Origin of the sequence: Streptomyces sp. NPDC006463 (assembly GCF_042870715.1) — a bacterium.
Lineage (GTDB): Bacteria > Actinomycetota > Actinomycetes > Streptomycetales > Streptomycetaceae > Streptomyces.
In genome coordinates this window covers 23,973-46,651 of sequence record NZ_JBIAHP010000019.1, presented here as the reverse complement: position 1 = coordinate 46,651, position 22,679 = coordinate 23,973, and the positions used below count along the sequence as shown (strand labels likewise).

The 22,679-nt window shown below is 71.3% G+C and carries 24 protein-coding genes and 1 pseudogene; 16 read left to right on the top strand and 9 right to left on the bottom strand.

All coding sequences use genetic code 11. The annotated features are described in order from the left end of the window. Positions 1-512: 512 nt before the first annotated feature. Positions 513-776 carry a hypothetical protein gene (locus ACFYOB_RS29415; RefSeq protein WP_388564635.1) on the bottom strand — a complete coding sequence of 88 codons (264 nt, stop codon included), beginning with the start codon at positions 774-776 and terminating at the stop codon, positions 513-515. A gap of 27 nt (positions 777-803) precedes the next feature. Between ACFYOB_RS29415 and ACFYOB_RS29410 the strand changes: the two genes are divergently transcribed. Beyond that, a complete protein-coding gene (locus ACFYOB_RS29410) occupies positions 804-980 on the top strand; it encodes a hypothetical protein (RefSeq protein ID WP_388564632.1) in 177 nt (58 codons plus the stop codon). A 103-nt stretch (positions 981-1,083) separates the two neighbouring features. Here ACFYOB_RS29410 and ACFYOB_RS29405 read toward each other — a convergent pair whose 3' ends face one another. Next, positions 1,084-1,986 (bottom strand): helix-turn-helix domain-containing protein, encoded by a 903-nt coding sequence (locus ACFYOB_RS29405; RefSeq protein ID WP_388564630.1) that lies wholly within the window; start codon positions 1,984-1,986, stop codon positions 1,084-1,086. Between the two features lie 647 nt (positions 1,987-2,633). On the opposite strand from ACFYOB_RS29405, the pseudogene ACFYOB_RS29400 reads away from it, so the two are divergent. Together ACFYOB_RS29400 and ACFYOB_RS29395 are read left to right on the top strand one after the other, a co-directional pair. Next, a pseudogene (locus ACFYOB_RS29400) lies at positions 2,634-2,949 on the top strand (PRC-barrel domain-containing protein); the annotation flags it as partial. Between the two features lie 16 nt (positions 2,950-2,965). Then, entirely contained in the window at positions 2,966-3,109 is a 144-nt protein-coding gene (locus ACFYOB_RS29395; RefSeq protein WP_388564932.1) for a hypothetical protein, read from the top strand. A 9-nt stretch (positions 3,110-3,118) separates the two neighbouring features. Here the strand turns inward: ACFYOB_RS29395 and ACFYOB_RS29390 are convergent, their stop codons facing one another. The 3 genes from ACFYOB_RS29390 to ACFYOB_RS29380 form a co-directional block, all read right to left on the bottom strand. After that, the gene (locus ACFYOB_RS29390) at positions 3,119-4,330 is read right to left on the bottom strand and encodes an ABC transporter permease (RefSeq protein ID WP_388564627.1); all 1,212 of its coding nucleotides are present in this window, start codon (positions 4,328-4,330) and stop codon (positions 3,119-3,121) included. Then, positions 4,320-4,487: a hypothetical protein gene (locus ACFYOB_RS29385; RefSeq protein WP_388564625.1), complete on the bottom strand. Its 168-nt coding sequence runs from the start codon at positions 4,485-4,487 to the stop codon at positions 4,320-4,322. The genes ACFYOB_RS29390 and ACFYOB_RS29385 overlap by 11 nt, the downstream gene beginning before the upstream one ends. 429 nt (positions 4,488-4,916) lie before the next feature. Then, positions 4,917-5,315, bottom strand: a complete 399-nt coding sequence (locus ACFYOB_RS29380) for a VOC family protein (RefSeq protein WP_388564622.1) — start codon at positions 5,313-5,315, stop codon at positions 4,917-4,919. Positions 5,316-5,407: 92 nt separating this feature from the next. On the opposite strand from ACFYOB_RS29380, the gene ACFYOB_RS29375 reads away from it, so the two are divergent. Further along, positions 5,408-5,908, top strand: a complete 501-nt coding sequence (locus ACFYOB_RS29375) for a GNAT family N-acetyltransferase (RefSeq protein WP_388564619.1) — start codon at positions 5,408-5,410, stop codon at positions 5,906-5,908. Between the two features lie 79 nt (positions 5,909-5,987). Here ACFYOB_RS29375 and ACFYOB_RS29370 read toward each other — a convergent pair whose 3' ends face one another. Continuing rightward, on the bottom strand, positions 5,988-6,884 hold the full coding sequence (locus ACFYOB_RS29370) for an NADP-dependent oxidoreductase (RefSeq protein WP_388564913.1): 897 nt from the start codon (positions 6,882-6,884) through the stop codon (positions 5,988-5,990). Between the two features lie 150 nt (positions 6,885-7,034). Between ACFYOB_RS29370 and ACFYOB_RS29365 the strand changes: the two genes are divergently transcribed. The 3 genes from ACFYOB_RS29365 to ACFYOB_RS29355 all read left to right on the top strand — a co-directional run bounded on the left by ACFYOB_RS29365 (position 7,035) and on the right by ACFYOB_RS29355 (position 10,049). Then, a complete protein-coding gene (locus ACFYOB_RS29365; protein ID WP_388564616.1) occupies positions 7,035-7,451 on the top strand; it encodes a winged helix-turn-helix transcriptional regulator in 417 nt (138 codons plus the stop codon). Between the two features lie 64 nt (positions 7,452-7,515). Continuing rightward, positions 7,516-8,259: a Mut7-C RNAse domain-containing protein gene (locus ACFYOB_RS29360; protein ID WP_388564613.1), complete on the top strand. Its 744-nt coding sequence runs from the start codon at positions 7,516-7,518 to the stop codon at positions 8,257-8,259. A gap of 143 nt (positions 8,260-8,402) precedes the next feature. Continuing rightward, on the top strand, positions 8,403-10,049 hold the full coding sequence (locus tag ACFYOB_RS29355; RefSeq protein WP_388564610.1) for an FAD-dependent oxidoreductase: 1,647 nt from the start codon (positions 8,403-8,405) through the stop codon (positions 10,047-10,049). On the opposite strand, the gene ACFYOB_RS29350 is transcribed toward ACFYOB_RS29355, so the two are convergent. Continuing rightward, the gene (locus ACFYOB_RS29350) at positions 10,037-10,564 is read right to left on the bottom strand and encodes a hypothetical protein (RefSeq protein ID WP_388564608.1); all 528 of its coding nucleotides are present in this window, start codon (positions 10,562-10,564) and stop codon (positions 10,037-10,039) included. The genes ACFYOB_RS29355 and ACFYOB_RS29350 overlap by 13 nt on opposite strands. Positions 10,565-10,749: 185 nt before the next feature. Between ACFYOB_RS29350 and ACFYOB_RS29345 the strand changes: the two genes are divergently transcribed. Together ACFYOB_RS29345 and ACFYOB_RS29340 are read left to right on the top strand one after the other, a co-directional pair. Then, complete coding sequence (locus ACFYOB_RS29345) at positions 10,750-11,085, top strand: YnfA family protein (protein WP_388564606.1); 336 nt, start codon at positions 10,750-10,752, stop codon at positions 11,083-11,085. Between the two features lie 73 nt (positions 11,086-11,158). Continuing rightward, complete coding sequence (locus tag ACFYOB_RS29340) at positions 11,159-11,929, top strand: SDR family NAD(P)-dependent oxidoreductase (RefSeq protein ID WP_388564604.1); 771 nt, start codon at positions 11,159-11,161, stop codon at positions 11,927-11,929. Positions 11,930-12,111: 182 nt separating this feature from the next. Here the strand turns inward: ACFYOB_RS29340 and ACFYOB_RS29335 are convergent, their stop codons facing one another. Then, a complete protein-coding gene (locus ACFYOB_RS29335; RefSeq protein WP_388564602.1) occupies positions 12,112-13,305 on the bottom strand; it encodes an RtcB family protein in 1,194 nt (397 codons plus the stop codon). A 191-nt stretch (positions 13,306-13,496) separates the two neighbouring features. Here ACFYOB_RS29335 and ACFYOB_RS29330 point away from each other — a divergent pair, with 191 nt between their 5' ends. From ACFYOB_RS29330 to ACFYOB_RS29320, 3 genes are all read left to right on the top strand, one after another. Beyond that, entirely contained in the window at positions 13,497-14,360 is an 864-nt protein-coding gene (locus tag ACFYOB_RS29330) for a DUF3558 domain-containing protein (protein WP_388564599.1), read from the top strand. Positions 14,361-14,510: 150 nt separating this feature from the next. Then, entirely contained in the window at positions 14,511-15,278 is a 768-nt protein-coding gene (locus ACFYOB_RS29325; protein ID WP_388564597.1) for a DUF3558 family protein, read from the top strand. A 172-nt stretch (positions 15,279-15,450) separates the two neighbouring features. After that, complete coding sequence (locus tag ACFYOB_RS29320) at positions 15,451-16,731, top strand: DUF2637 domain-containing protein (RefSeq protein WP_388564594.1); 1,281 nt, start codon at positions 15,451-15,453, stop codon at positions 16,729-16,731. A gap of 119 nt (positions 16,732-16,850) precedes the next feature. Here ACFYOB_RS29320 and lysS read toward each other — a convergent pair whose 3' ends face one another. Continuing rightward, on the bottom strand, positions 16,851-18,581 hold the full coding sequence (gene lysS / locus ACFYOB_RS29315) for a lysine--tRNA ligase (RefSeq protein WP_388564591.1): 1,731 nt from the start codon (positions 18,579-18,581) through the stop codon (positions 16,851-16,853). A 180-nt stretch (positions 18,582-18,761) separates the two neighbouring features. Between lysS and argS the strand changes: the two genes are divergently transcribed. The 4 genes from argS (at position 18,762) to ACFYOB_RS29295 (ending at position 22,586) form a co-directional block, all read left to right on the top strand. Next, positions 18,762-20,528 carry an arginine--tRNA ligase gene (argS, locus tag ACFYOB_RS29310; protein WP_388564588.1) on the top strand — a complete coding sequence of 589 codons (1,767 nt, stop codon included), beginning with the start codon at positions 18,762-18,764 and terminating at the stop codon, positions 20,526-20,528. A gap of 46 nt (positions 20,529-20,574) precedes the next feature. After that, positions 20,575-21,102, top strand: a complete 528-nt coding sequence (locus ACFYOB_RS29305) for a hypothetical protein (protein ID WP_388564585.1) — start codon at positions 20,575-20,577, stop codon at positions 21,100-21,102. A 136-nt stretch (positions 21,103-21,238) separates the two neighbouring features. Further along, positions 21,239-22,036 (top strand): VOC family protein, encoded by a 798-nt coding sequence (locus tag ACFYOB_RS29300; RefSeq protein WP_388564910.1) that lies wholly within the window; start codon positions 21,239-21,241, stop codon positions 22,034-22,036. An 82-nt stretch (positions 22,037-22,118) separates the two neighbouring features. Beyond that, complete coding sequence (locus tag ACFYOB_RS29295; protein WP_388564582.1) at positions 22,119-22,586, top strand: DUF3995 domain-containing protein; 468 nt, start codon at positions 22,119-22,121, stop codon at positions 22,584-22,586. The last annotated feature ends 93 nt before the right edge of the window (positions 22,587-22,679 follow it).

Here is a 22,679-nt window from a genome sequence, read left to right as displayed (position 1 = left end):
CCGGTGCCCCCGGCCCGACGGGTGCCCCCGGCCCGACCGGCGCCCCTGGTCCCGACGGCAGTCCCGGTGCCCCCGGCCCGACGGGTGCCCCCGGCCCGACCGGCGCCCCTGGTCCCGACGGCAGTCCCGGTGCCCCCGGCCCGACGGGTGCCCCCGGCGCCCCCGGCCCGACGGGTGCCCCCGGCCCGACCGGCGCCCCTGGCCCCGACGGCAGTCCCGGTGCCCCCGGCCCGACAGGTGCCCCCGGCGCCCCCGGCCCGACAGGTGCCCCCGGCGCCCCCGGCCCGACAGGTGCCCCCGGCCCCGACGGCGCTCCCGGTCCCACCGGTTCCGCCGGACCTGCCGGACCCGCCGGACCCGCCGGACCTGCCGGACCCACCGGTTCCGCCGGACCCGTAGGACCTGCCGGACCTGCCGGACCCGCCGGACCTGCCGGACCTGCCGGACCTGCCGGACCCGCCGGACCCGCCGGGCCCAAGGGGCCTCGCGGCGACAAGGGCGAAAGCGGCGACTCAGGCGAGCACGACCACGACCACGGTCACGATGACGAGGGCGACGAGGGCGACGAGGGCGACGAGGGCGATCACGGTCGCGACGACGACCACGGTCGCGACGACGACCACGGCAAGCCCGGCCACGACCACCACGGCAAGCCCGGCCACGGCCACGACAACGGCGACCAGGGCAAGCCCGGCCACGACCAGGGCAAGCCCCCGTGGGCCGACTTCCTGCCCGGCGGCCTCGACGATGTTCTGGGCCCCTTCCGTCCCGGCCACACAGCGAAGAACGTCAACTTCGTCCCGGTGAGCGCCACCACCGCCCGACAGTCGAAGGAGGCGTCGCCAGACCTCGCCGCGACCGACTCAAGCAGCGAGGGCGGCATCGTGGCCGCCTCTGCCGCCGCGCTGGCCTTCATCGGAGGCTCGGCCTTCTTCGCCATGAAGCGGACCCACCGAGGTTCGGCAACCCGACAGGACTAACCCGTCGCAGGCAGGAGCCGAAGCTCGATCAACCACATAGGCCGTCCGGTCCGCCGTTCGGCGGCTGAGCCCCTGGACACATCGTCCGGGGGCTCGGTGGCGCTCACGGGTTCGGCAAAAACAGCTCGCGGGCGTCTGGCCAGGATTCTGTGCCGGCGTACGACTTGACGGCTTCCTCGATGAAATTCCGGGTACTTTCCGGACTCAACGCCTGGGCCTGCAAATGTGCATACAGGTCGCCGTAGAGCCGCACATCGGAACGTTTCTCCAGATAGAGGTCGCTGGCGAATCTTTCCAGATACACCACGCTCACATCGGCGGCGTTGACGAACTCAAGCAACGAGAACTGTCCCGAGACCCCCGGGTGCGCCCCCACCTCATGGGGGAGAACCTGCATGGTGATGTGCGGCTGGGCGCTGAGGCTGGTCAGATGGTCCAGTTGCTCGCGCATGACCTCACGGCTGCCCACGCCGCGCCGCAGCACCGATTCGTCCAGCACGACCCACAGGCGCAGCGGGTTGCCCGGGGCGCGCAGCCGTTCCTGGCGCCGCATCCGCACCTGCAAGCGTGCGGTGGCCTGTTCGGCAGTGACATGAGGGATCGTTCCTGCGATGACCGCCCGCGCATAGGCGGGGGTCTGCAGCAGGCCTGGAACCACCAGGGGCTCGTAGATCCGGATCGCGGCCGCCTCGGCCTCCAGGCCGATGTAGGCGCCGTACGGGATGTCGTCGTAGGCGTTCCACCAGCCCTGCTGACCCGATTCCTGGGCCATCCGCATCAGATGGTCAACGCGCCGCTGATCCCGGACTCCGTACAGCCCGCAGAGATCTCGCACATCGCGGGGCTTGATGAGGCGGCGGCCGTTCTCCAGCAGACTGATCTTGGGCTGGGAGATCAGCAGGCGCGCCGCCACCTGCTGCGTCGTCATACCGCTGATCTCCCGAAGCCGACGCAGCTCCGACCCCAGTCGGCGCCTGCTGACGGTGGGGTTGAGAGTGACACCCACGGGGCGCATACCTCCGCTTCCAAGAAAGGACCTTGCGCTGGCAAGCAGATTGCCACGGCCGGGGCAGCTGGAACCTCCTTGACCCCGCGTCATGCACTGCGATTCACGCCGGGCGCCAGTGACCTGAATTTCGTATTACACCTCACCCGGCTGACCACATTTTCCGGTTGCAATAAATAAGAAGCGCGACATCACCCCAGGGCAGCCCTGAGGAATCGAACTTCCTTAATCCAGACCGCAGGTTCACGAATAACGGACTGTGCGGAAACCACCTAAATGAACCGCACTCCGATACAGGTTTCTGCGCAATATGCCAGCACCGGAGAGCCTGCCCATGGCCTCCGGCTCGCCTGTACGGCGCGCCACGCCGGTCTGGACGCTCGGCGGCGCCCAGGGGCCCGAGTCCGGCTGGAACGAGTCTGGAGCGGAAGTCTCCGCTACGGGCGCGCCACCTGATCTCCCAGGCGACGGAGGCCCCGCATCGCCGCGAAAAGTCCCTGATGCCCGAGATCCGCCACAGGCATAACATGGTGAGTGGGTCATTGCACTCTCACGTGCGACGGCCTGGAAGGGCGGCCCCGGCGTGTGAATGTGCCGGGGCCGTTGTGTCAGCTGCGCCAGCGTGGTCCCGCCGCAGGGCGCGACGCATGATCCGTTCAGCCGATGTCCGCGAGTGGCGCGCACGTCGACGTTGCCGACGTGAAGGGCCGCAGGATCGGCGCGCTGGAAGCGATCTACGTGGACACCGCTACCGACGAGCCGGCCATGGCCACCGTCCTCACCGGCTTGTCCACCCGCCGACGCCTGGTCTCCACACCCCTCGCCGAGGCGATCCTGGGGCCGCACTACATCAAGGTCGCGCACACCAAGGCGGTCGGCACCGACGACATCCTGCCCTCCGAGCAGGAGGAAGCGATCTTCAAGTACGACGGGATGGCCTACCAGCCGGGCGCGAGCGGCGAACCTGTTCGTCCTTCTCGTGGCCGTCGTCCTGGGACTGATCGGCGCTGCGGTGGAAGGCATGATCTACCTCCTGATCATCGCCATCCTGCTCGTGGTGGCCGACGTGGCCTTCATCGCCACACGACGGTCCCGGCAATCGCATCGACACCACCTTCGCTGAGGACAGCCCTTAGACCCCCGCCCGGAGCGTCTCGGCCGGCAGGATCCGGGCGGCCGCCAGCGCCGGGTAGAGGCCGGCCGCCAGGCCCACCACGACCCCGACCAGGGGGCCCGCCGAGGTGAGTACGGGGTCGAGGACCACCAGCCAGTTCTTCGCCAGACAGGTCACGGCGGTGATCTGGATGCCGAGCACCGTGCCGACGGCGCCGCCTGCCAGTCCGACCAGCCCGCTCTCGATGCAGAACTGCCCGGCGACCGCCCTCCGGGAGGCACCCAGCGCCCGGCGCAGGCCGATCTCGGACCGCCGCTCCAGTACGGACACGTAGGCGGTGTTGCTGACGCCGAGCGCACCGACCCCCAGGGATACGGCGGCGAGGCCCAGGAACAGGGCCCGGGTCTGCGACTCGACGCCCTGGCGCAGGGTCCGGGGATCCGGCGGGACCAGGGCGACGAGCTTTTCCGGAGCGCCGGGGGCCAGCGCGAAGGGAGCCTCCGCGCCCACCTGGTCCGCGGCGCCCATGTCCGTACGGATGATCATCTCCGCCGGGGCGAAGCCCAGCTGCGCCGGATCCTGGAGGGCGGCCCAGTACGGGATGACCACCGCGCCGGTGAGATGCGTGTCGCCGGTGGGGGCACGGAAGACGCCGAGCACGGTGAACGCGACCCCGTTGACGTGGATCACCGAATTGCCGGCCCCGCCGTCCACGGTCAGCCGGGTCGCGGCGGCCGTGTCGATCACGGCCACCCGCTCCCGCCGCGCCTCGTGGCCGGTGTCGAACCAGCGGCCCTGCGTGAGTTCGGCCGACATGGCGAGCAGGGCCTCGGGCTGCGCCGCCATCAGCGTGCTCTCGGGCAGGTCGTTCTCCTTGCCGCCGGACAGCCGGGAGACCACCGGCTGTTCGCCCGCCTTGCTGATCAGACCGGCGGTTCGGACGCCGTTCAGGCCGCGGACCCGGTCGGTGTCGCCGCCCTCGGGACGCGGCCGTACCCCGGCGACGGCCTCCGAGGGGTACTTGACCGTCACCTGGGTGGCCTTCAGGGCGTCGAACTGGTCGGACACGGCGCCGGCCGCGCTGGCGGTGATGCCGAGCGTGGCGAGCGCGGCGGCCAGCCCGACGGAGATGCCCACCATGGTGAGCAGGGTGCGCAGCCGGCGGCCGAACAGCGCGAGGAATGCCTGGACGAGCAGATCCGCCGCCGACGTACGGGGGCTACGAGACACGGCCGTCCACCACCTTGAAGACCCGGTCGGCCCGGGCGGCGACGTCGGGGTCGTGCGTGACGACGACGGCCCGGTCCTGCGCGACCAGTCCGGCCAGCAGGTCCATGACGCGCGCCGAGTTCGCGGTGTCCAGGTTGCCGGTCGGCTCGTCGCACACGTCGAGCCGGTGCCCAACCCACGGACTCCAGCGCCCGCACGGCCTGCGGCCGCCGCTGGGAGCGGGGCACGCCGAGGTGTACGAGGGGCAGGGCCACGTTCTGTACGCAGGTCAGATGCGGGACGAGGTGGAACGCCTGGAAGACGAAGCCGAGCGTCGAGGCCCGCAGGGCGGTGCGGGCGCGTTCGGACAGGCCGGTGCTTCGGGGTGTTCACGGCTCATGGCAGTTTTACGACGTCTCTCGCAGTAGTTCCTGGGCCTTGCCCTTGGCCTTGGTGACGAGTTCCAGCCAAGCTGTGATTTCCGCTTCGTGTTTCACCAGCGAGGTGGCGGACGCCTTGCTCTTGGCGTCCCGCGCCTTTGTATTGAGCCCGGCCTTCACGCCGCACTCGGCATCGACGGTCGTCTGTTTGATCTCGGCGGTCCAGGTCAGCCCTGCGCGGCGGGACGGTAGAACTCCATGGCAATGTTGTCCGGATCCCTGAAGTTGAGATGGAGCCCGGACGGGTCCTCGATGATGCCCGAGTGCGCGATGCCCCGCTCGTCCAGCCGGGACTCCCAGGCCTCCAGCGCGGCGCGGTCCGCGACGTGGAACGCGCAGTGGTCCAGTCCGACGCGAGCCGGGTCGAAGACGTCCGCGCCGTTCGTCGACGCGTGCCTGCGGAAGCCGAGGACGATGACCGGTGAGGCAATGGCCACGAACGGGCCGTACTCGTCCTCCACATCGAGAACCGTCTGCGTGTCCAGCAGCTGGTTGTAGAACTCCGCGCTGCGTTTCACATCGCTCACCGTCAGGGTGAGGTGCCCGATCCCAAGGGCCTCAGGCATGGACGCCACCTCCTCTCGGTGGTGCGCTGTCTCCCTTCCGATGCTACGCCGGGCGCCTTTCACGGGCCGTGGGCGTCTGGCAGCCTGGGCGCATGGAATCCGTACTGCTGACCCCCTGGGGCGACGGGGACTTCTGGCTGCTGGAGCGCAAGAACGAACCCGCCATGACCGAGCATCTGGGCGGCCCCGAGCCGGTGCAGAAACTCGCCGACAGGCAGCGGCGCTACGAGGCCCTGAGCGCGCGTGAGCCGGCGGCCGGGCGGATGTTCCGGGTGAGCGCCGACGGTGCCGGTGTCGGCTCGGTCGGCTTCTGGGAGCGGGAGTGGCAGGGCCTGCCGGTCTACGAGGCCGGCTGGGGCATCCTGCCGGAGTTCCAGGGCCGCGGCCTGGCGGTGGCCGCGCTGACTGAACTCCTCGCCTACGTCCGGACCCACGGCACCCGCGACACCGTCCACGCCTTCCCGGGCACGGACCACGCGGCATCCAACGCGGTCTGCCGCCGGGCGGGCTTCGAGTGCCTGGGCGAGGTCGACTTCGAATACCCGCCCGGAGTCCCCCACCCGAGCTACGACTGGGCCTACCGGATCCGCTAGTGCTGTGACCGGCAAGGTCCACCCGGCCCTTCCGGCCACGGCACCGGCCCCCGCCCGGCCGGCCCCCGCCACGGACAGGTCACGCGGTCAGGACGATCCGCCCGCGCGTCCCCGGAGTCGCCAGGTGGGCGTGGGCCTTCGGGGCGTCCGCCAGCGGGAAGGTGTCCGCCACCCGGAGGGTGAGCGCGCCCGCGTCGACGAGGGAAACCAGCCGGGCGAGGTGCTCCCCGTCCGCGGCGACCTCCTGCTCCGCCACCCGGATGCCGCGCTCGGGAGCGGGCGCGGCGCCGGGGATCAGGCCGACGTAGACCCCGCCGTCGCGGACGAAGGCCAGCGCGGGGTCCCCCAGGACCGCCGTGTCCAGGACCCCGTCCACGGGCTCGGCCGGAGCCTCGCCGCGCGGTACGAAGGCGGCCGCGCCCAGGGACCGTACGAGCTCCTCGTCCTGCGCACCCGCCAGGGCCGTCACCACGAGGCCGGCCCGCGCGGCCAGCTGGACCGCGAGGCCGCCGACCACGCCCGCCGCGCCGGTGACGAGCACCGAGGATCCGGGGGCGAGCCCCAGCAGGTCCACGGCCCGTGCGGCGGTGAGCCCGCTCAGCGGGAGCGCCGCCGCGGCCACGGCATCCACGGTGGCGGGCGCGGCCGCCACGGCGGAGGCGTCGAGCACCACGTACTCCGCGTGCGTGCCCAGCGGCTTGACCGGCCCGTAGTGCAGCCCCACGACCCGGTCGCCGCGGCTCCAGCCGGTCACGTCGGCCCCGGCCTCGACTATCTCCCCGGCCACGTCCCAGCCGAGCCCGAGCCGCTGCCCGGCGCCGCCGAAGACGCCGGCGCGGATCGCGCCGTCCACCGGGTTGATCCCGGCGGCCCGCACGCGGATCAGGACCTGGCCCTCGGCCGGCCGCGGCACGGCCACCTCGGTCAGCTCGACCTGCTCCGGCCCGCCGAACTCGTTCACCACTGCCGCCAGCATCGTCGTCTGCTCGCTCATGTCGCCTTCTCCCGTTCGATTCGTTCGTCAGCCAGTTCGCTCGTTCGCGATGAGCACTAACTTAGGGAGAGGTACTCTCTTTTCGTAAGTACGCACTTCGAGGTGCGTACCCGACCCGGAAGTGGGGCACCCATGGCCACCCGCACCGCCGCAGCCCGCCGCGAAGACGCCCGCCACGCCTACGACGCCTTCCTCAAGGAGTGCCCCACCAGCCAGCTCCTGGCGCGGATCAGCGACAAGTGGGTCGGCCTCATCGTCAGCGCCCTCGGCCAGGCCGAGGACCGCTCCATGCGCTACAGCGACCTCGGCCGCAAGATCCCCGGCGTCAGCCAGAAGATGCTCACCCAGACCCTCCGCTCCCTCGAACGCGACGGCCTGGTCACCCGCACCGTCACCCCCACCGTCCCCGTCCGCGTCGACTACCGGCTCACCGACCTCGGCAGCAGCCTCGGCTGCCTCCTCTCCTCCGTGAAACTGTGGGCCGAAAACCACTTCGACGAGGTCAACACCCACCGCGACAGCTACGACCACGCCGCCGCGACCTCCTGACCCCTGTCGCCCGGCCTCCTAAAACCAGCCGCGTCCACCACCCTGGCAGTGGCATGCTGACAGGGTGAACGGACCCGGCATTCAGCTCACCCTCGCCCCCGAACTGCGCCTGTTCGCCGCGCCCAGCCGGCGCGCCGAACGCGTACCGACCGCGACCGACGGCGCCTCCAGCCTCGGCCACGTCGTCGAATCGGCCGGCGTCCCGCTCACCGAAGTCGGCCGTCTCCTCGTCGACGGCCACGAGGTGCCCGTCTCCTACGTGCCCCAAGACGGCCAGTCCGTCGAGGTGTTCGGAGTCGACCGCCCCCAGCAGGTCCCCGGCGCCCCGCTCCGCTTCCTCCTCGACGTCCACCTCGGCACCCTCGCCCGCCGCCTGCGCCTGCTCGGCGTCGACGCGGCCTACGAGAACGAGGACATCGGCGACCCCGCCCTCGCCACCCGGTCCGCCGCCGAACAGCGCGTGCTGCTCTCCCGCGACCGCGGACTGCTGCGCCGCCGCGAGCTCTTCGCCGGCGCCTACGTCTACAGCGACAACCCCGACGAGCAACTGCGCGACGTCCTCAGCCGGTTCACGCCCGCCCTCGCGCCGTGGACCCGCTGCACCGCCTGCAACGGCCCGCTCCACGAAGCCGACAAGGACAGCGTCGGCGACCGCCTGGAACACGGCACGCACCGCTCCTACGACGTCTTCGCGCAGTGCACCGACTGCGAGCGCGTCTACTGGCGCGGGGCCCACCACGCCCGCCTGGAGCGGATCGTCGACGAGGCGCTCGTCGAATTCGGCACCGCCGACTCCGGCACCGCCTGACACCCGGCACCGCCTGACGCCGGGGCACCGGCGCCCGGCGCCTGCCCCTGCTCCTGACACATCTGACGCCCGGCGTTTCTGGCCGCCCGACCCGGTGCCCGGCACGCCGCCCCGGCGGTCCCCGGCTGGCAGACTGCCGAGGTATGACCTTCGCCAAGGACTCAGAGGGCAAAGAGGACCCGGCGGACACCGAGGACATCATCGACGTCGTCGTGGTCGGCGCCGGCCCCACCGGGCTGCTCCTCGCCGGTGACCTGGCCGCCGCCGGACTCTCAGTCACCCTCATCGAGCGCCGCCCGCGCACCGCCGCCAACCTCACCCGCGCCTTCGCCGTGCACGCCCGCACCCTCGAACTGCTCGACGCCCGCGGGCTCGCCGACGAACTGGTCTCCACCGGCCGGCGGATCGACCGCCTGCGCCCCTTCGGAGGCATGGCTCTCTCCTTTCAACGGCTGAGCACCCGCTACCCGTTCGCGCTCATCACCCCCCAATATGAGACAGAGAAACTCCTGGAGCGTCGGGCGCTGTCCACAGGCGTCGACATCCGATATGACTGTGAGCTCATCGGACTGCGGCAGGACCGCGACACCGTCACCCTCGACGTACGCACCTCCAACGCCACCTCCAACACCACCTCCGATGCCACCCCCAACGGCACCTCCAACAGCGCCCCCGACGCCGCCCCCGACGGCCCGCCCGACGCCCCCCGCACCTCGTCGCTCCACGCCCGCCACGCCGTCGGCGCCGACGGCGTCCGCTCCGCCGTCCGTACCGCCCTCGGCCTGCCCTTCCCCGGCCAGGCAGTCGTCCGCTCGATGGTCCTCGCCGACGTCCGCCTGACCCGGCCTCCCGAAGAGCTCCTCGCCGTCGACAGCAGCGCCGACGCCTTCGCCTTCTTCGTCCCCTTCGGCGACGGCTGGTACCGCGCCATCGGCTGGCGCCGCGACAGCCCCGCCCGCGACACGGACCCCGTCGACCTCGACGAGCTGCGCGCCATCGCCCGCACCGCGCTCGGCACCGACCACGGCATGCACGACCCCCGCTGGATCTCCCGCTTCCACAGCGACGAACGCCAGGTCCCCCACTACCGCTGCGGCCGCGTCTTCCTCGCAGGAGACGCCGCCCACGTCCACTCCCCCGCCGGCGGCCTCGGCATGAACACCGGCCTGCAGGACGCCGCCAACCTCTCCTGGAAACTCGCCGCCGTCCTCCACGGCCAGACCCCCGACCCCGAAGCCCTGCTCGACAGCTACCACCGCGAACGCCACCCCGTCGGCCGCCTCGTCCTGCGCATCAGCGGCGCCCTCGTCCGCGCCGTCATGGCCACCGGCCCCGTCCGCCGCACCGCCCGCAGCCTCGGCGTCGCCCTCCTCCCCCGCATCGGCCCCGCCCAGGACCGCGCCCTCGGCCTGGTCTCCGGCATCGGGATCGCCTACCCGCCACCACGCGGCACCCGCCGCCCCGCCGGGCGCCGCGCCCCCGACCTCGCCCTCGCGCCCGGCCCCCACGGACAGCGCCTGTACGAGGCCCTGCGCGCCGGCGGCTTCGTCCTCATCACCCCGCCCGACCGGACCACCCCGCCCGGAGCCCCCCTCACACACCTGCACTGGCGCACGGAGCGGCGTAACGCCTGCGTCCTCGTCCGGCCCGACGGGTACATCGCCTGGAGCGCCCCCCGGGCCACCGACGCCGAACTCACCGCGGCCGTGGCCGCCTGGCTCCTGCCCGTCTCCCGCAGCTCCGGCTCCGGCTCCGGTGCCGCGGGAGGCGGCCCCGCTCAGAAGGCGTAGGAATCACCCGTGTCCAGCGCCAGCACCACGTGCTCGTTGTTCTCGAGGTTCCGGTCCGTCGCACCGCCGTTCCACCACGTGTCGACCCGCACCACCACCTCCGGCGCCGCCTCCCACAGCCCCAGCGCCAGCCCGATGTGCCGCCCCCGCCCGTGCAGCGGCAGCGGCCCCGTCTCGCACACCACCTCCCGCAGCCCGGCCCGTGCACAGCCCGGCGCCAGCTCCTGCCGGTCCGCGAGCGCCGTCGACAGCCGCACCCGCACCGTCGCGTTCGGCAGCGCGGACGGACCCTCGTTCTTCGGGACCAGCAAGATCCGCAGCTGCGCGTGGGCCAGGGAAACCCGGCCGTGGTACGCCACGTCGGCCTCCGGCCCCGCCTCTGCGGGGAGCGGCCCTGCCTCTGCGGGGAACGGCCCCGCGGGAACCGGCCCCGCGGAGGCCGCCCCCGCGGGCAGACCACCGCCGAGCACCAGCAGCCCGGCCAGCACCACACTCCGTACGGCAACACGGCGCATCGCCACCACCTCCACGCGCGGACGCTAGCCGCCACCCGGCCGAACCGGTCGGACCATCACACGAATGAGGGCATGCCGTCCCGCCATTCGCCCTCCGCCCCGCCCCCTCCCGCCATTCGCCCTCCGCCCCGACCCCTCCCCGCCCCCACCCCTCCCCGCCCGCTCCCGCGCGTAGGCTCCCGGCCATGCTGATCGCCCGCTCCGCCGCCCTCTTCGCCCTGGCCGCCCTCCTGGAGATCGGCGGCGCCTGGCTCGTCTGGCAGGGCGTCCGCGACCACAAGGGCTGGGCCTGGATCGGCGCCGGAGTCATCGCCCTCGGCCTCTACGGCTTCGTCGCCACCCTCCAGCCCCAAGGCGACTTCGCCCGCGTCCTCGCCGCCTACGGCGGGGTGTTCGTCGCCGGATCCCTCGTCTGGGGCGTGGTCGCCGACGGCTACCGGCCCGACCGCTGGGACGTCATCGGCGCCCTCGTCTGCCTCGCCGGCATGGCCGTGATCATGTACACGCCGCGCGGCCACTGAGCCCCGGCGACCCCACGGGCCCCGCCTATGCTGGCGGGGAATCGCCCGTACGAACGAACCAGGAGCCCCGCACATGAGCACGGCCACCAAGACCGCCGTAGTCACCGGAGCGAGCAGCGGCATCGGCGCCGCCACCGCCCGCCAGCTCGCCGCGGCCGGCTACCACGTCGTTCTCACCGCCCGCCGCAAGGACCGGATCGAGGCCCTCGCCGCCGAGATCAGCGCGGCCGGCCACTCCGCCACCGCCCACGCCCTCGACGTCACCGACCGCCCCTCCGTCGACGCCTTCGCCGCCTCCCTGGAGCGCTACCCGTCGGTCGACGTACTGGTCAACAACGCGGGCGGCGCGATCGGAGCCGAGCCCGTCGCCACCGGGGACCCCGCCGACTGGCGCACGATGTACGAGGTCAACGTCATCGGCACCCTCAACGTCACCCAGGCCCTGCTCCCGGCCCTCACCGCCTCCGGTGACGGCACCGTGGTCGTCCTGTCCTCCACCGCCGGCCACTCCACGTACGAGGGCGGCGCCGGCTACGTCGCCGCCAAGAACGGCGCCCGCGTCCTCGCCGAGACCCTCCGCCTGGAGATCGTCGGCCAGCCCGTCCGCGTCATCGAGATCGCCCCCGGCATGGTCAAGACCGAGGAGTTCGCGACCACCCGCTTCCGCGGCGACACCGAGAAGGCCGCGAAGGTGTACGCGGGCGTCGCGCACCCCCTCTCCGCCGACGACGTGGCCGACACCATCACCTGGGCGGTGACCCGTCCCAGCCACGTCAACATCGACCTCCTGGTGGTCCGCCCCCGCGCCCAGGCCTCGAACACCAAGGTCCACCGCGAGCTCTGAGCCCTACGGGACGAGCCCGGCCTCCTTCAGGTGCGGCATGAGGGCGGCCGGCTTCAGCCCGGCGGCCTTCGCCGCGTCCAGAGCTGTCGGTGGACGTGCTGCTCGACTGACCGGTCACGCGGAGGGGCCCGGACCGATCACGGTCCGGGCCCCTCCACTCCCCCGACAACTGCGCGCAGGCCTCAGCCCTTGACGCAGATGACCTGCTTGAGCTTGGCCACGACCTGCACGAGGTCGGTCTGCTGGTCGATGACCTGCTCGATCGACTTGTACGCACCCGGGATCTCGTCCACGACGCCCGAGTCCTTACGGCACTCCACGCCCCTGGTCTGCTCCGCCAGGTCGCGCGCCGAGAACTTCTTCTTCGCGGCCGTACGGCTCATCTTCCGGCCCGCGCCGTGCGAAGCCGAGTTGAAGGACTTCTCGTTGCCGAGGCCCTTCACGATGTACGAGCCCGTGCCCATGGAGCCCGGGATGATCCCGTAGTCACCGCTGCCGGCGCGGATCGCGCCCTTGCGGGTGACCAGCAGGTCCATGCCGTCGTACCGCTCCTCCGCCACGTAGTTGTGGTGGCAGCTGATCTCCCTCTCGAAGGAGACCTTCGCCTTCCGGAACTCCTTGCGGACGACCTCCTTGAACAGGGCCATCATCGCCGCGCGGTTGTACTTCGCGTACTCCTGCGCCCAGAAGAGGTCACTGCGATACGCCTCCATCTCGGGCGTCTCGGCAAGGAAGACCGCCAGGTCCCGGTCGACCAGGTTCTGGTTGTGCGCGAGGCCCCGGGCCACGCCGATGTGGTGCGCGGCGAGCTCGTTGCCGATGTTCCGGGAGCCGGAGTGCAGCATCAGCCAGACCGAACCCGACTCATCGAGACAGAACTCGATGAAGTGATTTCCGGACCCGAGCGTTCCGATCTGCTTCGTGGCACGTTCCTGGCGGAACTTGACCGCATCAGTGAGGTAGTCGAAGCGCTTCCAGAGGTCGTCGTACCCCTCCACCGAGAAGCCGTACAGGCGCGACGGGTCCACGGCCTCCTTGTGCAGGCCCATACCCACCGGAATCGCCTGCTCGATCTTGGACCGCAGCTTCGACAGGTCCCCCGGCAGGTCGTTCGCCGTCAGGGAGGTCTTCACCGCCGACATGCCGCAGCCGATGTCCACACCCACCGCCGCCGGGCAGACCGCGTCCTTCATGGCGATCACCGAGCCGACGGTGGCGCCCTTGCCGTAGTGGACGTCCGGCATGACTGCCAGGCCCTTGATCCACGGGAGGGTGGCGACGTTGCGGAGCTGCTGCATCGCACCGGCCTCGACCGACGCCGGATCGGTCCACATCCGGATCGGGACCTGAGCCCCGGACACCTCTACGTACGACATAACGTCTTTATCCCCCGAAAACCAAAGAAAAGTCTGAAAACGCAAAAGCCTCGCTCTTGATCCCAAATACGACAGAGGACCGGCGCCAGCACCAGCGTGTGCGATAGACATTGTGTCCATCCGCGCCCAAGTCGCGGCAACGCATTTTCCTGACCGTCGGGGGGCCCGCCGGTCGAAGGGAGCCATTGGACGTGCAGCGCAAGGCGGTACGGCGGACCCTGCCGGGCATCGCGATGCTCACCGCACTCGTCGCCGGGGTGGCCGGCCTGACCGGGTGCACGAGCGGGAGCGGCAAGGGAAGCACCAGCGACTCGAAGGCCGGTGGCAGCACGCCCGCGCCCGCCCAGCCAGGGAAATACCGCATCCTGCCCGCGCCGTGCAAGGCCGGAGCCGACAGCAAGCGCCTCAAGGCCATGCTCCCGGCCGCGGACTCGCTCACCCCCGAACAGCGCGACCAGCTCTACGTCGGCACCGCGGACGCCTCGTACGACGGCGACCGGCGCGTCGGCTGCCGCTGGACCGCGCAGACGCCCGAGGAGACACGGCTGCTGTCGGTCGGCTTCGAGCGCGTGGTCTCGTACGACCGGGCCGTCGCCAGCGACGACGACAAGGCGCGCCAGGTCTACGTGCGCCAGCTCACCGACGCCCACCTGCCCTTCCCCGGCCCGACCCCGAACCCCACGCCGACCGCGACGAACGCCGGTACGCCCGCCGCTCCCCCGCCGGCCACCGCACCTGCCAACGCGCCCGCCGCCACGCCCGGCTCCGGATCGCCCTCGCCGGCCGGAAGCCCGTCCGCCCCGCCCGTCGAGCTCGGTTCCCGCGTGCTGGAGGGTCTCGGGACCGAGGCCTTCATCGACGACAAGCTGAGCCCCGCCGGGGCCACCGCGGCGCAGTCGCGCACGGTCCGCATTGTGTTCCGCACCTCGAACGTCATCGTCACGCTGGAGTACAGCGTGCAGCCCGCGCTGCCCGGCACGGTCCCGTCGAGCGCCGAAACCCAGGACAAGGCACGGCAGTTGGCGCTGGCTCTGGACGAGCGCCTGGGCGAGTGAACGGGCCGCGCCGTGGCCCCGGGTGACGGCGCGCACAGCACGCCGCCACCCGATCGGGCTACCGTTGCCCGGGTCCCATGTCCGAATCCGCGTCCGGATCCACACCCGGATCCGCGTCCGAAGAAGACCCACACACGCACTGAAGGAAACATGCACCGATCAGCCTCGCGCCTCACCCGCGTTCTCGCCTGCGCAGCCGTCCCGGTGATCCTCACCGTCGCCGGGTGCTCGTCCGACTCGGGCAAGGAGTCGGGCTCGGACAGCGGCAAGAAGCCCAGCTCCGCCTCGTCCTCCAAGCCCAGTGGTAAGCCTTCCGCGGCCCTGGAGAAGGCGGCGTTCGCCACGCTGCCCGATCCCTGCAAGGCGGTTCAGGGCGGGACGATAGACACCCTCGTCCCGGAAGCGAAGGACAAGAACGGTTCGGCGACCAAGTCGAACGACCTGGCCAGCCGCGCCAGCTGCTCCTGGAACGGTCTGGACGAGGACGGTCTGAAGGGCTCGCAGTACCGCTGGCTCTCGATCTCCTACTTCCGCTACGACTCGCACGCCTCTCTCGGCAGCGCGAACAAGCGCGCAGAGGAGCAGTACAACAAGCAGGTCGAGCTGTCGAAGGCGTCCGAGGGCGCGCAGAACGTGAAGGCGGAGGCCGCGGGCGGGATCGGCGACCAGGGGACGTCGGTCGTCTACAGCGTGAAGAAGGAGGTCGACTTCTTCAACACGACGATCGTGGCGCGCACCCAGAACGTGGTCGTCACGCTCGACTACAACGGTGCGGCGTACGAGGGCGCCGGCGCTCCGGACCAGGCGAAGCTGCTCCAGGACGCGATCACGGCGGCCAAGGAGGCCGTGGCCTCGGTCGACGCCGCCAACAAGCAGCAGCAGCCGGAGCAGCCGCAGTCCCCGCAGCCCGCACAGTAACGAAGTTACGGATATTTCGGGTGTTTCGGGAGTAACGGGGCTGGCAGAGCACTGACATGGAGTCACCCGTACGCTGTGCCTGCCGCAGCTCGGTAAAGGCTGGGTAAGGTCTCAGTGCTCGGCATGCCATCGGCATGTGCTCGACAAGGGGAGGGGATCGCGGGTGGCCGCGATGGAGCTCACTCGTACGCACCGGATACTCATCGGCGTCGTGGTCGCCGGAGCCGTCGTCATCGCGGCGATAGGTTTCGCGGGCTCGTACTCCGCGGTGCGCGCGCTCGCCCTGCAAAAAGGCTTCGGTAACTTCTCGCTCGTCTTCCCCATCGGCATCGACGCGGGCATCTGTGTGCTGCTCGCGCTGGACCTGCTGCTGACGTGGATCCGGATCCCCTTCCCGCTGCTGCGCCAGACGGCGTGGCTGCTGACGATCGCGACGATCGCCTTCAACGGTGCCGCGGCCTGGCCGGACCCGCTGGGTGTCGGCATGCACGCCGTGATCCCGATCCTGTTCGTGGTGACGGTGGAGGCGGCCCGGCACGCGGTGGGCCGGATCGCGGACATCACCGCGGACCGGCACATGGAGGGCGTGCGCATCACCCGCTGGCTCCTCTCCCCCGTCCCCACCTTCAAGCTGTGGCGCCGGATGAAGCTGTGGGAGCTGCGCTCCTACGAGCAGGCGGTCGGCATGGAGCAGGACCGGCTGATATACCAGGCCCGGCTCCAGGCGCGGTACGGGCGCTCCTGGCGGCGCAAGGCCCCGGTGGAGGCGCTGATGCCGCTGCGGCTGGCGCGGATCGGCGTGCCGCTGTCGCGGACGGCGCCGGAGGCGCTGGCGGTGACGGGGATCGAGCCGGCCGTGCTGCCGCCGCTGGAGCAGCAGCTCGCGCCGGAGCAGCAGCCGGCCGCGGCCGCGGCCCTGGAGGCCCCGGCTCCGGCCGCCCCCGCCGCCGGGCAGGCCCAGCCCCAGGCGCCCGCCCAGGGGACCGCCACCCACGCCCCGCCGGCCTTCGCGGTGGAGCCGACGGCCATGCCCGCCGCGCACAACAGCGCCTGGTTCGCGGCGCCGCTCGCCCCGCAGGCGGCGTACGAGGGCGGCTACAACCCCCAGTACGTCGAGGGCCTGGAGCCGATCCCGGTCATGCCCCCGACGGGCCCTGAGGACCAGCAGGAGCCGCAGCAGGAGCAGTTGCCGATCCCGGCTCCCCGCCAGGAGGACCCTTCCGAGGACCCGGCGGCGGTCATCGACGAGGTGAAGTTCGCGGAGGCCGCGTACGAGGTCTTCCGGGCGTACATCGAGGAGAACGGCAAGGTCCCCAGCCCCGAGCAGGTCGACATATACCTCTCGGACCGGCACGGGATCGTGCACCCGCGCAGCTTCACCACGATCACGCGGCTGATGCCGGACCTGAAGCAGCGCTACCAGCGCGATCTGGAGAACGAGCACATCGCGTAGGAAGCGCACCCCCAGCCCGCGCCGAGGCAGGCACTCGGGCAGGCGGACACGCAGGTACGCGGAAGGGCCCGCACCCCTCGGGGTGCGGGCCCTTCCGCGTCAGCAGGTGTCCCGGAGCCTCAGACGGCGAGCAGCTTGCGCACCCGGTCCGCGCCCACCGCCAGCAGCAGCGTGGGCAGCCGCGGCCCGGTCTCCCGGGTCACGAGGAGCCGGTAGAGCAGTGCGAAGAAGGTCCGCTGCGCGACCTTGAGCTCCGGCGTCGGCTTGGCGTCGGGCTCCAGCCCGGCCATGACCTTCGGCACGCCGTAGACCAGCGTGGTCAGCCCGTCCAGCGACCAGTGGGAGTCAAGCCCCTCCAGCAGCAGGCGCAGCGATTCGCGTCCCTCCTCGTCCAGGGAGGACAGCAGCTCCGCGTCGGGCTCCTCGCGTACGAGGGTCCGCTGGTCGGCGGGGACCTGGGTGGTGATCCAGTTCTCCGCGCGGTCCAGGCGCGGCCGTACCTCGTCGAGCGAGGCGAGCGGCTTCTCCGGCTCCAGGTCGCTCAGGATGCGCAGGGTCTGCTCGTCGTGCCCGGCGGTGATGTCGACGACGGACGCGAGCGTCCGGTACGGCATCGGCCGCGGGGTGCGCGGCAGCTCGCCGGCCGCGGTGCGGACGGCGCGGCTGTGCGCGGCCGCGTCGGCGGGCAGCACGGAGCCGTCCGTGACCTTGGCCTCCAGCTTGTCCCACTCGTCGTAGAGCCGCTGGATCTCCTGGTCGAAGGCGATCTTGAAGGACTGGTTCGGGCGGCGGCGCGCGTACAGCCAGCGCAGCAGCTGCGGCTCCATGATCTTCAGCGCGTCGGCCGGGGTCGGGACCCCGCCCTTGCTGGAGGACATCTTCGCCATGCCGCTGATGCCGACGAACGCGTACATCGGTCCGATCGGCTGCTCGCCGCCGAAGATGTGCACGATCTGGCCGCCGACCTGGAAGGACGAGCCGGGCGAGGAGTGGTCGACGCCGGAGGGCTCGAAGATCACGCCCTCGAAGGCCCAGCGCATCGGCCAGTCGACCTTCCAGACGAGCTTGCCGCGGTTGAACTCGCTGAGCTTGACCGTCTCGGTGAACTCGTCCTCGGTGCAGACGTAGGTCATCTCGGTCGTCTCGTCGTCGTACGAGGTGACCTTGGTGAAGTCCTTGCCGCACTCGCCGCAGTACGGCTTGTACGGGAAGTACCCGCCCTCACCGGTGCTGCCGTCGTCCTCGGCGGCCGCGCCCGAGCCCTCGGCGGCCTCCAGCTCGGCCTCGTCGACCTGCTTCTGCTGGGGCTTCTTGCCGCCCGGCTTCTGCTTGGTGCGGTACTGGTCGAGCACGGCGTCGATGTCGCCGCGGTGCTTCATCGCGTGCAGGACCTGCTCGCGGTAGACACCGGTCGTGTACTGCTCGGTCTGGCTGATCGGGTCGTACTCGACGCCCAGCTCGGCCAGCGCCTCGACCATGGCGGCCTTGAAGTGCTCGGCCCAGCTGCCGTACTCCGACCCGGCCGGGGCGGGGACGGCGGTCAGCGGGCGGCCGATGTACTGGCCGTAGGTCTCCTCGTCGACGCCGGGGATGCCCTTGGGCACCTTCCGGTACCGGTCGTAGTCGTCCCACGAGATGAGGTGGCGGACCTCGAAGCCCCGGCGGCGGATCTCGTCCGCGACCAGGTGCGGGGTCATGACCTCACGGAGGTTGCCCAGGTGGATCGGGCCGGAGGGGGAGAGTCCGGACGCGACGACGACAGGTTTGCCGGGTGCTCGGCGCTCCGCCTCGGCGATGACCTCGTCCGCGAAACGGGAGACCCAGTCGGTCTCGGTGCTGCTCTGAGCCACGACACGTCCTTCTATCTCGAATGCTGGCTTCAGCCATTCTCCCAGACGGAACGGGCCACTCCGAGGTTGCTTCCGCCGGGGGAATCTCCCGAGAAACGAAGGGGCCCCGCGTGGGATACTCGGCACTTGTCGGAACAACCAAGTGCACCCACCGGCACAACCTCACAGGAACGGCAGCTCATGGCCTCGGTCCCTTCCCTCGCTTCTTCCGTCAATCAGCGCGTCGCGGACGCCCTCGCCTCGGCCCTGCCGGAGGCCGGTGGCGCCGACCCGCTGCTGCGACGAAGCGACCGGGCCGACTTCCAGGCCAACGGCATCCTGGCGCTCGCGAAGAAGGCCAAGGCCAACCCGCGCGAGCTGGCGACGACCGTGGTCGAAGGCATCCCGACCGGTGACCTGATCCAGGAGATCGAGGTCTCGGGCCCGGGCTTCCTCAACATCACCATCACCGACAAGGCGATCATCGAGACGCTCGCGGCGCGGGCGCTCGACGACCGGCTCGGCGTCCCGCTCGCGCAGAACCCGGGCACGACGGTGATCGACTACGCCCAGCCGAACGTCGCCAAGGAGATGCACGTCGGCCACCTGCGTTCCGCCGTGATCGGCGCCGCGATGGTCGAGATCCTGGAGTTCACGGGCCAGAAGGTGGTCCGTCGCCACCACATCGGCGACTGGGGCACCCAGTTCGGCATGCTCATCCAGTACCTGCTGGAGCACCCGCACGAGCTGGACCACAAGTCGGACGAGGTTTCCGGTGAGGAGGCCATGTCCAACCTGAACCGCCTGTACAAGGCCTCGCGCGCGCTCTTCGACTCCGACGAGGAGTTCAAGACGCGGGCCAGGGCCCGGGTGGTGGACCTCCAGGCCGGCGAGCCCGAGACGCTGGCGCTGTGGCAGCGGTTCGTGGACGAGTCGAAGATCTACTTCTACTCCGTCTTCAACAAGCTGGACATGGACATCCAGGACCCCGACGTGGTCGGCGAGTCGGGCTACAACGACATGCTGGTCGAGACGTGCAAGCTGCTGGAGGAGTCGGGCGTCGCCGTCCGCTCCAACGGCGCGCTGTGCGTGTTCTTCGACGACGTCAAGGGCCCGGACGGCAACCCGACCCCGCTGATCGTGCAGAAGTCGGACGGCGGCTTCGGCTACGCCGCCACCGACCTGTCGGCGATCCGGGACCGCGTCGGCAACCTGGACGCCACCGAGCTGCTCTACGTGGTCGACGCGCGGCAGTCCCTGCACTTCAAGATGGTCTTCGAGACCGCGCGCCGGGCGGGCTGGCTGAGCGACGAGGTCAAGGCCGTCCAGCTGGCCTTCGGCACGGTCCTCGGCAAGGACGGCAAGCCGTTCAAGACCCGTGAGGGCGAGACGGTGCGACTGGTGGACCTGCTGGACGAGGCCGTCGAGCGGGCCACGGCCGTCGTGCGCGAGAAGGCCGAGAAGGTGGGCCTGACCGAGGCGGAGATCGTCGAGAACGGCCAGTACGTGGGCATCGGCGCGGTGAAGTACGCCGACCTGTCCACCTCGGCCGCCCGCGACTACAAGTTCGACCTGGACCAGATGGTCTCGCTGAACGGCGACACCTCGGTGTACCTCCAGTACGCGTACGCCCGGATCAAGTCCATCCTGCGCAACGCCGGGGAGCGCAAGCCGGCCGCGCACCCGGAGCTGGAGCTGGCCCCGGCCGAGCGCGCGCTGGGCCTGCACCTGGACCAGTTCGGCGAGCTGATCGCCGAGGCGGCCGCGGACCACGCCCCGCACAAGGTGGCGGCGTACCTCTACCAGCTGTCGTCGCTGTTCACGACGTTCTACACCGAGTGCCCGGTCGTGAAGCCGGAGCCGGAGCTGGTCGTGGGCGAGAACCGCCTGTTCCTGTGCGACCTGACGGCCCGCACGCTCACCAAGGGCATGTCCCTCCTCGGGATCCGGACGCCCGAGAGGCTCTGACACATCGGCACATACCGCACGGCCCCGGCAGCCACTGCCGGGGCCGTTGGCATTTCGTGATCTCCGAGGGCTCCACAACCCCGCCTCCTGGTACAACACCAAGATCGCCGGCGCGACCGGCGGGGATGAGGACCCGTTCGTCGAGGGCCCGAAGCTCACCGTGAACGGCGTGCCGGAGACCGTCAAGGCGGGCGGCGACTGGACCAACCTGTCCGTTCACGTGGACAACTCCGGCAAGGACGCCCTGGACGGCTTCAACGTCGGGCTGGTCCTGGCCCGCCCCGACTGGGTCCCGATGAAGGGCTCCCAGATCAAGGCCGAGGTCCTCAGCAAGGACAAGAACGGCAACGCCGGCTGGCACGACGCCGAGATCCGCAGCGAAGAAGAGGGCGTCTTCCTGGGGGTCGACCTCGCCGGTGGCCGGTCACGGCCGGCGCGGGCGTGGCCCTGGCCATGGGCGCCGCCCTGGTCGCGGGCACCGGTCGCCGCCGCCGCACCACCGCCTGGGCCGACACCTCGGCCGCATGACGGGGCCCACAGAGAACGTTCTCCCTGTGGGCCCCCGGTCCTTTGACCGGCCGCCTCGCGCTCACGCCCACCGTTCACCATTCACCGCCCACCGTTCACCCGAACGGCCCGATTCGGTTCGTACGGCCCGGGTAGGGGACGGCCCGTCCTTCCCCCCTCCGACGGGAGTCCCCGTGCCCGACATGAACGGCCCCTACAAGCCCGGCACCCCCTGCTGGATCGACCTGATGGTCCCCGACCAGCAGGCGGCTCTCGACTTCTACTGCGGCCTCTTCGGCTGGCAGGGCGAGGTCGGCCCGCCCGAGCAGGGCGGGTACTCCGTCTGCACCCTCAAGGGCAAGCCGGTCGCCGGCATCATGAAGGCGATGAACCCGGACGGCACCGTCCCGGACCCGATGCCGCCGACCGCATGGACCACGTACCTGGCCACCGACTCCATCGACTCCACCCTCAAGTCGGTCACCGACGCCGGCGGCTCGGTGATGATGGGCGCGATGGACGTCATGGACCTCGGCCGGATGGCCGTGATCACCGACCCCACCGGCGCCGTCGTCGGCCTGTGGCAGGCCGGCACCTTCGACGGCGCCGGCATCGTCAACGAACACGGCGCCCTCATCTGGAACGAGCTGAACACCGGCGACGTCCCCGCCGCTGCTGCCTTCTACTCCGCCATCCTGCCCGTCACCACGGCCCGGTCCGAGATGCCGGACGCCGGGGACTACACCGAGTTCAAGGTCGGCGACCGCGCGGTCGGCGGGATGATGGACCTGGCCAAGTTGCCGGCCGGGGTACCGCCGCACTGGATGCCGTACTTCCACGTGGACAGCGTCGACGAGATCCAGGCCGCCGTGGAGCGGGCCGGAGGCAGCGTCATGGCCCCGGCCTTCGACATGGTGGCGGGCCGGATGGCCGTCCTCGCGGACCCTCAGGGCGGCACCTTCTCGGTGATCACCGCGACCGCCCCGGAGCAGGTCGGCTGATGTGACCGGGCGCACAGGGAATGTTCTCCCCGTGCGCCCCCTCTTTCCCGGTGACGGTTCGTCCACCACGAAGGGGGCTCACATGAGGAACAAGCGCGCGGGGACGGCTCTGGCCGGGCTGCTGGCGGCGGACGCGGCGGTGCACCTGTACTGGGCCACCGGCGCGACCTGGCCCGCCGCCGACGAACGGGCCCTGTCCCTGGCCGTCCTCGGCATCGAGACCTCGTTCGGACCGGGCGCGGTGCTCCCCCTGGCCGCCGTTCTGCTGACGGGAGCCACCGCCGTACTCGCCCACACCCACGGCCGCGGCGGCCGGGCGACGCGGGCCGTCACGGGGGCGGTCGCGGCCGGCCTGACCGTACGCGGCCTCGCGGGCCTGGGCTGGGCGGCCGGCCTCCTCGACAGCCCTCCGGACAGCCCCTTCTACGCCCTCAACCTGCTCGTCTACACCCCCGCATGCCTCGCCGCCGCCTGGGCGGCGACCCGCCTCGCAGCGAGGCGGAACTCGCACCGGACGGCCTTCCCGGGCATCCGGGGCACCACCGGCTGACCGGCCGGGTCAGCCGGCAGCGCCGCCGGTTTCGCAGCAGGACCCGTTGAGGGGCCCCTCGCGGAGCCCCTCAACAGGCCGATGGTGCGCGCC

Excerpts from the sequence above, each read along its gene's own strand:
- ACFYOB_RS29380 (WP_388564622.1), bottom strand. The coding sequence starts at position 5,315 with ATGCCTGAGGCCCTTGGGATCGGGCACCTCACCCTGACGGTGAGCGAT.
- ACFYOB_RS29375 (WP_388564619.1), top strand. The coding sequence starts at position 5,408 with ATGGAATCCGTACTGCTGACCCCCTGGGGCGACGGGGACTTCTGGCTG.
- ACFYOB_RS29370 (WP_388564913.1), bottom strand. The coding sequence starts at position 6,884 with ATGCTGGCGGCAGTGGTGAACGAGTTCGGCGGGCCGGAGCAGGTCGAG.
- ACFYOB_RS29365 (WP_388564616.1), top strand. The coding sequence starts at position 7,035 with ATGGCCACCCGCACCGCCGCAGCCCGCCGCGAAGACGCCCGCCACGCC.
- ACFYOB_RS29355 (WP_388564610.1), top strand. The coding sequence starts at position 8,403 with ATGACCTTCGCCAAGGACTCAGAGGGCAAAGAGGACCCGGCGGACACC.
- ACFYOB_RS29350 (WP_388564608.1), bottom strand. The coding sequence starts at position 10,564 with ATGCGCCGTGTTGCCGTACGGAGTGTGGTGCTGGCCGGGCTGCTGGTG.
- ACFYOB_RS29345 (WP_388564606.1), top strand. The coding sequence starts at position 10,750 with ATGCTGATCGCCCGCTCCGCCGCCCTCTTCGCCCTGGCCGCCCTCCTG.
- ACFYOB_RS29340 (WP_388564604.1), top strand. The coding sequence starts at position 11,159 with ATGAGCACGGCCACCAAGACCGCCGTAGTCACCGGAGCGAGCAGCGGC.
- ACFYOB_RS29335 (WP_388564602.1), bottom strand. The coding sequence starts at position 13,305 with ATGTCGTACGTAGAGGTGTCCGGGGCTCAGGTCCCGATCCGGATGTGG.
- ACFYOB_RS29325 (WP_388564597.1), top strand. The coding sequence starts at position 14,511 with ATGCACCGATCAGCCTCGCGCCTCACCCGCGTTCTCGCCTGCGCAGCC.
- ACFYOB_RS29320 (WP_388564594.1), top strand. The coding sequence starts at position 15,451 with ATGGAGCTCACTCGTACGCACCGGATACTCATCGGCGTCGTGGTCGCC.
- argS (WP_388564588.1), top strand. The coding sequence starts at position 18,762 with ATGGCCTCGGTCCCTTCCCTCGCTTCTTCCGTCAATCAGCGCGTCGCG.
- ACFYOB_RS29300 (WP_388564910.1), top strand. The coding sequence starts at position 21,239 with ATGAACGGCCCCTACAAGCCCGGCACCCCCTGCTGGATCGACCTGATG.
- ACFYOB_RS29295 (WP_388564582.1), top strand. The coding sequence starts at position 22,119 with ATGAGGAACAAGCGCGCGGGGACGGCTCTGGCCGGGCTGCTGGCGGCG.